The organism is Paracoccus marcusii, assembly GCF_006151785.1.
Lineage (GTDB): Bacteria > Pseudomonadota > Alphaproteobacteria > Rhodobacterales > Rhodobacteraceae > Paracoccus > Paracoccus marcusii.
Window position 1 is genome coordinate 24,023 of the sequence record NZ_VDDD01000031.1, and the last position, 6,932, is coordinate 30,954.

Below are 6,932 nucleotides of genomic sequence, written 5' to 3' on the forward strand. Positions count from 1 at the left end.
CCCCATGAGCCACAAGCATCCCATCATCTCGGTCACCGGCAGTTCGGGCGCGGGCACCACGACGGTCAAGTCGACCTTCGACCAGATCTTTCGCCGCGAGGGCATCACCGCCGTCAGCATCGAGGGCGATGCCTTCCACCGCTATGACCGCGCCGCGATGAAGGCCGAACTGGCCGCGCGGCTGGCCGCGGGCGACGCGACCTTCAGCCATTTCAGCTTTGATGCCAACGAACTCCAGGTGCTGGAGCAGATCTTTCGCGTCTATGGCGAAACGGGGCGCGGCCAGACCCGCCATTACGTCCATGACGACCGCGAGGCGGAACGATGGGGCACCTCGCCCGGCACCTTCACGGACTGGGCACCCTTTCCCGACGGCAGCGACCTGCTGTTCTATGAGGGGCTGCACGGGGCGGTGGCCAACGACACCGTCAACCTGGCCGCGCTGGCCGATCTGAAGATCGGCGTGGTGCCGGTGATCAATCTGGAATGGATCCAGAAGATCCACCGCGACAGCGCCCAGCGCGGCTATTCGACCGAGGCCGTGACCGACACCATCCTGCGGCGCATGCACGCCTATGTGCACTGCATCTGTCCGCAGTTCACCCAGACCGACATCAATTTCCAGCGCGTGCCGGTGGTTGACACGTCGAACCCGTTCATCGCCCGCTGGATCCCCACCGCCGACGAAAGCCTGGTGGTGATCCGGTTCCGCAACCCGAGGGGCATCGATTTTCCCTATCTGACCCAGATGATCGACGGATCCTGGATGAGCCGCGCCAACTCGATCGTCGTGCCCGGCCCCAAGATGGACCTGGCGATGCAGCTGATCCTGACGCCGATGATCCTGCGCCTAACCCATGACGCCAAGCGCGCCTGACCCTTTCACGGAGGACTGACCATGAATGAGATGCCAGCCAAGTTGGACGCGAAAAAGCGGTACTCTGCCGGGGTGCTGAAATACGCGCAGATGGGATACTGGGAGCCGGACTATACCCCCAAGGACACCGACATCATCGCGCTGTTCCGCATCACGCCGCAGGACGGGGTGGACGCGGTCGAGGCCGCGGCGGCGGTGGCGGGCGAAAGCAGCACTGCGACCTGGACCGTGGTCTGGACCGACCGGCTGACCGCCTGCGACAAGTACCGCGCCAAGGCCTATCGCGTGGACCCCGTCCCCAACGGCCCCGGAGAGTTCTTTGCCTATATCGCCTATGACCTTGACCTGTTCGAGGGGGGCAGCATCGCCAACTTGACCGCGTCGATCATCGGCAACGTCTTCGGCTTCAAGCCGCTGAAGGCCCTGCGGCTGGAGGACATGCGCCTGCCCGTGGCCTATGTGAAGACGTTCCAAGGTCCCGCCACCGGCATCGTGGTCGAGCGCGAGCGCCTGAACTGCTATGGCCGCCCGCTGCTGGGTGCCACGGTCAAGCCCAAGCTGGGCCTGTCGGGCCGGAACTATGGCCGCGTCGTCTATGAGGCGCTGAAGGGCGGTCTTGATTTCACCAAGGACGACGAGAACATCAATAGCCAGCCCTTCATGCATTGGCGGGACCGGTTCCTGTACTGCATGGAGGCGGTGAACCGCGCCAGTGCCGCAACCGGAGAGGTAAAGGGGACGTACCTGAACGTCACCGCCGGCACGATGGAGGAGATGTACGCGCGGGCCGAGTTCGCGAAATCGCTTGGGTCGGTGATCGTGATGATCGACCTGGTGATCGGGTACACCGCGATCCAGTCGATGGCCAAATGGGCGCGCGACAACGACATGATCCTGCACCTGCACCGGGCCGGGCATTCGACCTATACCCGCCAGCGCAGCCACGGCGTCAGCTTTCGCGTGATCGCGAAATGGATGCGCCTGGCCGGCGTCGACCACCTGCACGCAGGCACCGTCGTGGGCAAGCTGGAAGGCGATCCGGCGACCACCAGGGGATATTACGACATCTTCCGCGAGGAGCGGAATCCCATGGCGCTGGAGAGCGGGATCTTCTTCGACCAGGACTGGGCCAGCCTGAACAAGATGATGCCGGTGGCGTCGGGCGGCATCCATGCCGGCCAGATGCACCAGCTGCTGCATTACCTGGGCGAGGATGTCGTGCTGCAGTTCGGCGGCGGCACGATCGGCCATCCCCACGGGATCGCCGCCGGCGCGCAGGCCAACCGCGTCGCGCTGGAGGCGATGGTGTTCGCGCGCAATTCGGGCCGCGACATCTGGAACGAGGGCGAGGACATCCTGCGCGACGCCGCCCGCACCTGCACGCCGCTGAAGCAGGCCCTGGATGTCTGGAAGGACGTCAGCTTCGACTATGCCTCGACCGATGCGCCCGATTTCGCGCCCACCCCCGAAGTGTCCCACTGAGGAGCCAGAGCCATGAAGATGACACAAGGCCAGTTCAGCTTTCTGCCCGACCTGTCGGATGACGACATCCGCGTGCAGGCCCAGTACGCCATCGACAGGGGCTGGGCGGTGTCGGTCGAATACACCGACGATCCGCATCCCCGGAACACCTATTGGGAGATGTGGGGCCACCCGATGTTCGACAATCCCGACGCAGCGGCGGTGGTGTTCGAGGTCAACGAATGCCGCAAGGTGCATGGCGGGGTCTATATCCGCGTCATCGCCTTCGATGCCTCGCCCGGATGGGAATCGATCCGCATGGCGATGATCGTGAACCGACCGGCGGTGGAACCGGGCTTTCGGCTGGTGCGCCAGGAGGGCGAGGGCCGGACGGTCCGATACAGCATCGAGAGCTATGCCATGCGCGAGCCCGAGGGCGCACGCTATCCCTGAGAGGTTGCTCCTCCGCAGGGCCAGGTCCGGGCGGTGTCCTCCCATCGCCCGGACGCATTCCACGAAAGAGGTGCATGATGACCGAAGATGTCCCGACCCATGTCGACCTTGCCCGGGACTTTGCCGACAGCGGCGTGGCCGAGGTCCTGGCCGAACTGGACCAGGAGCTGGTGGGCCTTGCCCCCGTCAAGGCGCGCATCCGCGAGACGGCGGCGCTGCTGCTGGTCGACCGGGCGCGGCGGCGGCTTGGACTGGCGACCGAGACGCCGACCCTGCACATGAGCTTCACCGGCAATCCCGGCACGGGCAAGACGACCGTCGCGCTGAAGATGGCCACGCTGCTGCACAGGCTGGGCTATGTCCGCAAGGGGCACCTGGTGACCGTCACGCGCGACGACCTGGTGGGCCAGTACATCGGCCATACCGCGCCCAAGACCAAGGAGGTGCTGAAGAAGGCGATGGGGGGCGTGCTGTTCATCGACGAGGCGTATTACCTCTACCGGGCCGAGAACGAGCGCGACTATGGGCAGGAGGCGATCGAGATCCTGCTGCAGGTGATGGAGAACAACCGCGACGACCTGGTGGTGATCCTGGCGGGCTATGGCGACCGGATGGACCGGTTCTTTGCCTCGAACCCCGGGTTCCGGTCGCGGATCGCCCACCACATCGAGTTTCCCGACTACAGCGACGACGAGCTGCTGCACATCTGCGAAGGCATGCTGGCGCGGCAGAATTACCGCCTGGACGACGCGGCCCGCACCGCGATGGGCCAGTACATCGCCGCGCGGCGCACGCAGCCGCATTTCGCGAACGCCCGGTCGATCCGGAACGCACTGGACCGCGCCCGGCTGCGGCAGGCGAACCGTCTGTTCACCGAGGCGCAGGGGCCGCTGGACGCCGCCGCCCTGTCCACGCTGAGCGCGCCGGACATCCGCGCCAGCCGGGTCTTCGACGGCGGTCTTGACGTGGACCGCGCCAGCAGGCAGGCCGCAGCGGAGTGAACCCCGCCCGAACAGACTGGAGAGCGCCATGGATTTCGACCGCACGATCAAGATTGCCCCATCGATCCTGTCCGCCGATTTCGCCAATTTCGGGGCCGAGATCCGCGCCATCGAGGCGCAGGGCGCCGACTGGGTCCATGTCGACGTGATGGACGGGCATTTCGTGCCGAACCTGACCTTCGGCCCCCCGGCGGTCAAGGCGTTCCGCCCGCATGTCAAGACGGTCATGGACGTGCATCTGATGATCGCGCCGGTCGACGCCTATATCGAGGCCTATGCCGAGGCGGGGGCCGACATGATCACCGCCCATGTCGAGGCCGGGCCGCATCCGCACCGCACCCTGCAGGCGATCCGTGCGACCGGCAAGAGGGCCGGGATCGCGCTGAACCCCGGCACCCCGGTCGAGGCGGTCGAATACCTGCTGGACCTGTGCGACATGGTGCTGGTGATGACGGTGAACCCCGGTTTCGGCGGGCAGAAGTTCATCCACAGCCAGGTCGACAAGATCGCCCGCCTGCGCGGGATGATCGGCGATCGGCCGATCCATATCCAGGTGGATGGCGGGGTGGACCCGGCGACGGCGCCGCTGGTGGCGCAGGCCGGAGCCGACGTGCTGGTCGCGGGATCGGCGGTCTTCAAGGGCGGGTCGGTGGACCGGCCCGACGTCTATGGCACGAACATGCGTGCGATCCGCGAGGCCATCGCGGGGTGAGCATGGGCAAGGGCGGGGCCGTCGAGGCCCCTTCCTTGCCGCGGGGCTGCGCCCCGCCGCGCATCGCCGGCGTCATCGCGTTTGACAATGCCGCCCGGCCCGCGTTTCCTGCGCGTCGAACGCAGAGGGAGAACACGATGGATCTGGGGATCAAGGGCAAACGGGCGCTGGTCTGTGCGGCGTCCAAGGGGTTGGGGCGCGGCTGCGCCGAGGCGCTGGCCGAGGCCGGCGTGAACCTGGTCATCAACGCCCGCACCGAGGCCGAGATCACCCGGACCGCCCGCGAGATCGCTGAACGGCATGGCGTCGAGGTCACCCCGGTCGCCGCCGACATCACGACCGAGGAGGGCCGCGCCCGCGTGCTGGCCGCCGTGGGCCATGCCGACATCCTGGTCACCAATGCGGGTGGCCCTCCGCCGGGCGACTGGCAGGACTGGACGCGCGACGATTTCATCCGTGCCATCGACGCCAACATGTTGTCGGCCATCGCCCTGATGCAGGCGCTGGTGCCGGGGATGATGGACCGTGGCTGGGGCCGGGTCGTGAACATTACCTCGGCATCGGTGCGGTCGCCGATCTCGGTGCTGGGGCTGTCCAACACGGCGCGCACCGGGCTGACCGGGTTCGTGGCCGGCATGTCGCGCCAGGTCGCCGGCAAGGGCGTCTGCGTGAACAACCTGCTGCCCGGCATCCACGCGACCGACCGCGCCGACAGCCTGGATGGCGGCGTGGCGTCCGCGCAGGGCATCACCGTCGATCAGGCCCGCGCACAGCGGCAGGCGACCATCCCCACCGGCACCTATGGCACGGCTGCCGATTTCGGCGCGACCTGCGCGTTTCTGTGCAGCCAGCAGGCGCGGTTCATCGTCGGGCAGAACGTGCTGCTGGACGGCGGCGCGTTGAACGTCACGGTCTGAGGCCCTGTTGCGAGGCGGGGGCGCGCCTGATACGCAACCCCGACCAAATCGCCAAGGATCGCCCGTGACCGTGCCCCCCCGCCTGGAAGTTCAGGGACTGACCCGCCGATTCGACGGCCAGGCGGTGGTGGACGATGTCAGCTTCCAGGTCGAGGCGGGCCAGGTGGCCTGTCTGCTGGGCCCGTCGGGCTGCGGCAAATCGACCACGCTGCGCATCGTGGCGGGCGTCGACATGCAGGACCGGGGGCGGATCTTCGTCGACGGCCAGCTGGTCTGCGACACCCAGTTCCGCATCCCGCCCGAACGCCGCGCGATCGGGCTGATGTTCCAGGACTTCGCGCTGTTCCCGCATCTGCCCGTGCGCGAGAACGTGGCATTCGGCCTGGCCGGCGGCTGGAAGGCCAACCGCGACCGCGTGGCCGAGCTGCTGGACCGCGTGCGCATGACCGCCCATATCGACAGCTATCCGCATGAGCTGTCCGGCGGAGAGCAGCAGCGCGTGGCCCTGGCGCGCGCCCTGGCCCCGCGGCCGCGCGTCCTGTTGATGGACGAGCCGTTCAGCGGCCTGGACGAGCGCCTGCGCGACGGCATCCGCGACGAGACGCTGGCCCTGCTGAAGGATGAGGGCACCGCCGTCCTGCTGGTCACCCACGAGCCGCACGAGGCGATGCGCATGGCCGACCAGATCCTGCTGATGCGGGGGGGCCGGATCGTGCAGCAGGGTGCGCCGTACAACCTCTACAACGCGCCGGTGGATCGGCTGGCGGCGGGGTTCTTCAGCGACATCAACGTGCTGACGGGACGGGTGCAGGGCGCGCTGACCGACACGCCCTTCGGCCAGTTCCTGACCCCCGGCCTGCCCGAGGGGGCAGAGGTCGACATCGTCATCCGGCCCCAGCACCTGAAGATGGATTTCGACCGCGCCGGACAGGGCCCCGCCCCCACCGCCGAAAACGGCAGCGCCGCGCTGGCGCGGGTCACGCGGGCCCGCTATCTGGGTCGCGAATCGCTGGTCGAGTTCGCGACCGATGCGGGCGGCATCGCGCTGAACGCGACGGTGCCGGGGGTGTTCCTGCCGCCTGCCGGGACGCCGATGTGGCTGATGCTGCGCCGCGACCGGGTCTTCGTCTTTCCGCGCCGCTAGTCCTGGCCCGTGGCGCGGCGGTAATCGGCCAGCACCTGTGCCAGATGCAGCCTGCGCCCGGCAGGATCGGCCAGGGCATGGCACAGCCTGCGCGCATTGCGCGACATCTGCCGGCAGGCGTCCGGGTTTGCGCGGGCCCAGGCCAGCCGGTCGGGCAGGTCGGACCCGTCCTGCGCCATCGGAATGACGTGAACCCAGGGCCGGAACAGCCGCCCCGCAAAGCTTTCCCAGCCGTCACCTTGGCGGATCACCACCGCATGGCTGTCGGCCAGGGGCAGGAGGTCGGCATCCCCCTCGGAGCCGGACAGGCACAGGGCGTGGCGCGGCGGCCGGGGCGGCGCCTGCGGCGCAGGCGGGCGCAGCCCGG

7 protein-coding genes and 1 pseudogene are annotated in these 6,932 nt (G+C 68.0%); 7 read left to right on the forward strand and 1 reads right to left on the reverse strand.

Going from position 1 to position 6,932, the window contains the following annotated elements; all coding sequences use genetic code 11:
* The first annotated feature begins 4 nt into the window (after positions 1-4).
* The 7 genes from FHD68_RS07085 to FHD68_RS07115 all read left to right on the forward strand — a co-directional run bounded on the left by FHD68_RS07085 (position 5) and on the right by FHD68_RS07115 (position 6,565).
* On the forward strand, positions 5-877 hold the full coding sequence (locus FHD68_RS07085; RefSeq protein ID WP_127897594.1) for a phosphoribulokinase: 873 nt from the start codon (positions 5-7) through the stop codon (positions 875-877).
* A gap of 21 nt (positions 878-898) precedes the next feature.
* Positions 899-2,359: a form I ribulose bisphosphate carboxylase large subunit gene (locus FHD68_RS07090; RefSeq protein ID WP_205963172.1), complete on the forward strand. Its 1,461-nt coding sequence runs from the start codon at positions 899-901 to the stop codon at positions 2,357-2,359.
* A 12-nt stretch (positions 2,360-2,371) separates the two neighbouring features.
* Complete coding sequence (locus tag FHD68_RS07095) at positions 2,372-2,791, forward strand: ribulose bisphosphate carboxylase small subunit (protein WP_045982330.1); 420 nt, start codon at positions 2,372-2,374, stop codon at positions 2,789-2,791.
* 77 nt (positions 2,792-2,868) lie between these two features.
* Positions 2,869-3,792, forward strand: coding sequence for a CbbX protein (gene cbbX, locus FHD68_RS07100; protein ID WP_127899259.1), 924 nt, complete (start codon positions 2,869-2,871; stop codon positions 3,790-3,792).
* A gap of 28 nt (positions 3,793-3,820) precedes the next feature.
* Entirely contained in the window at positions 3,821-4,504 is a 684-nt protein-coding gene (rpe, locus tag FHD68_RS07105) for a ribulose-phosphate 3-epimerase (protein ID WP_127897593.1), read from the forward strand.
* Positions 4,505-4,641: 137 nt separating this feature from the next.
* On the forward strand, positions 4,642-5,421 hold the full coding sequence (locus tag FHD68_RS07110; protein ID WP_045982353.1) for an SDR family oxidoreductase: 780 nt from the start codon (positions 4,642-4,644) through the stop codon (positions 5,419-5,421).
* A 64-nt stretch (positions 5,422-5,485) separates the two neighbouring features.
* A complete protein-coding gene (locus FHD68_RS07115; protein WP_045982329.1) occupies positions 5,486-6,565 on the forward strand; it encodes an ABC transporter ATP-binding protein in 1,080 nt (359 codons plus the stop codon).
* On the opposite strand, the pseudogene FHD68_RS07120 reads toward FHD68_RS07115, so the two are convergent.
* A pseudogene (locus FHD68_RS07120) lies at positions 6,562-6,932 on the reverse strand (hypothetical protein); the annotation flags it as partial. The gene FHD68_RS07115 and the pseudogene FHD68_RS07120 overlap by 4 nt on opposite strands.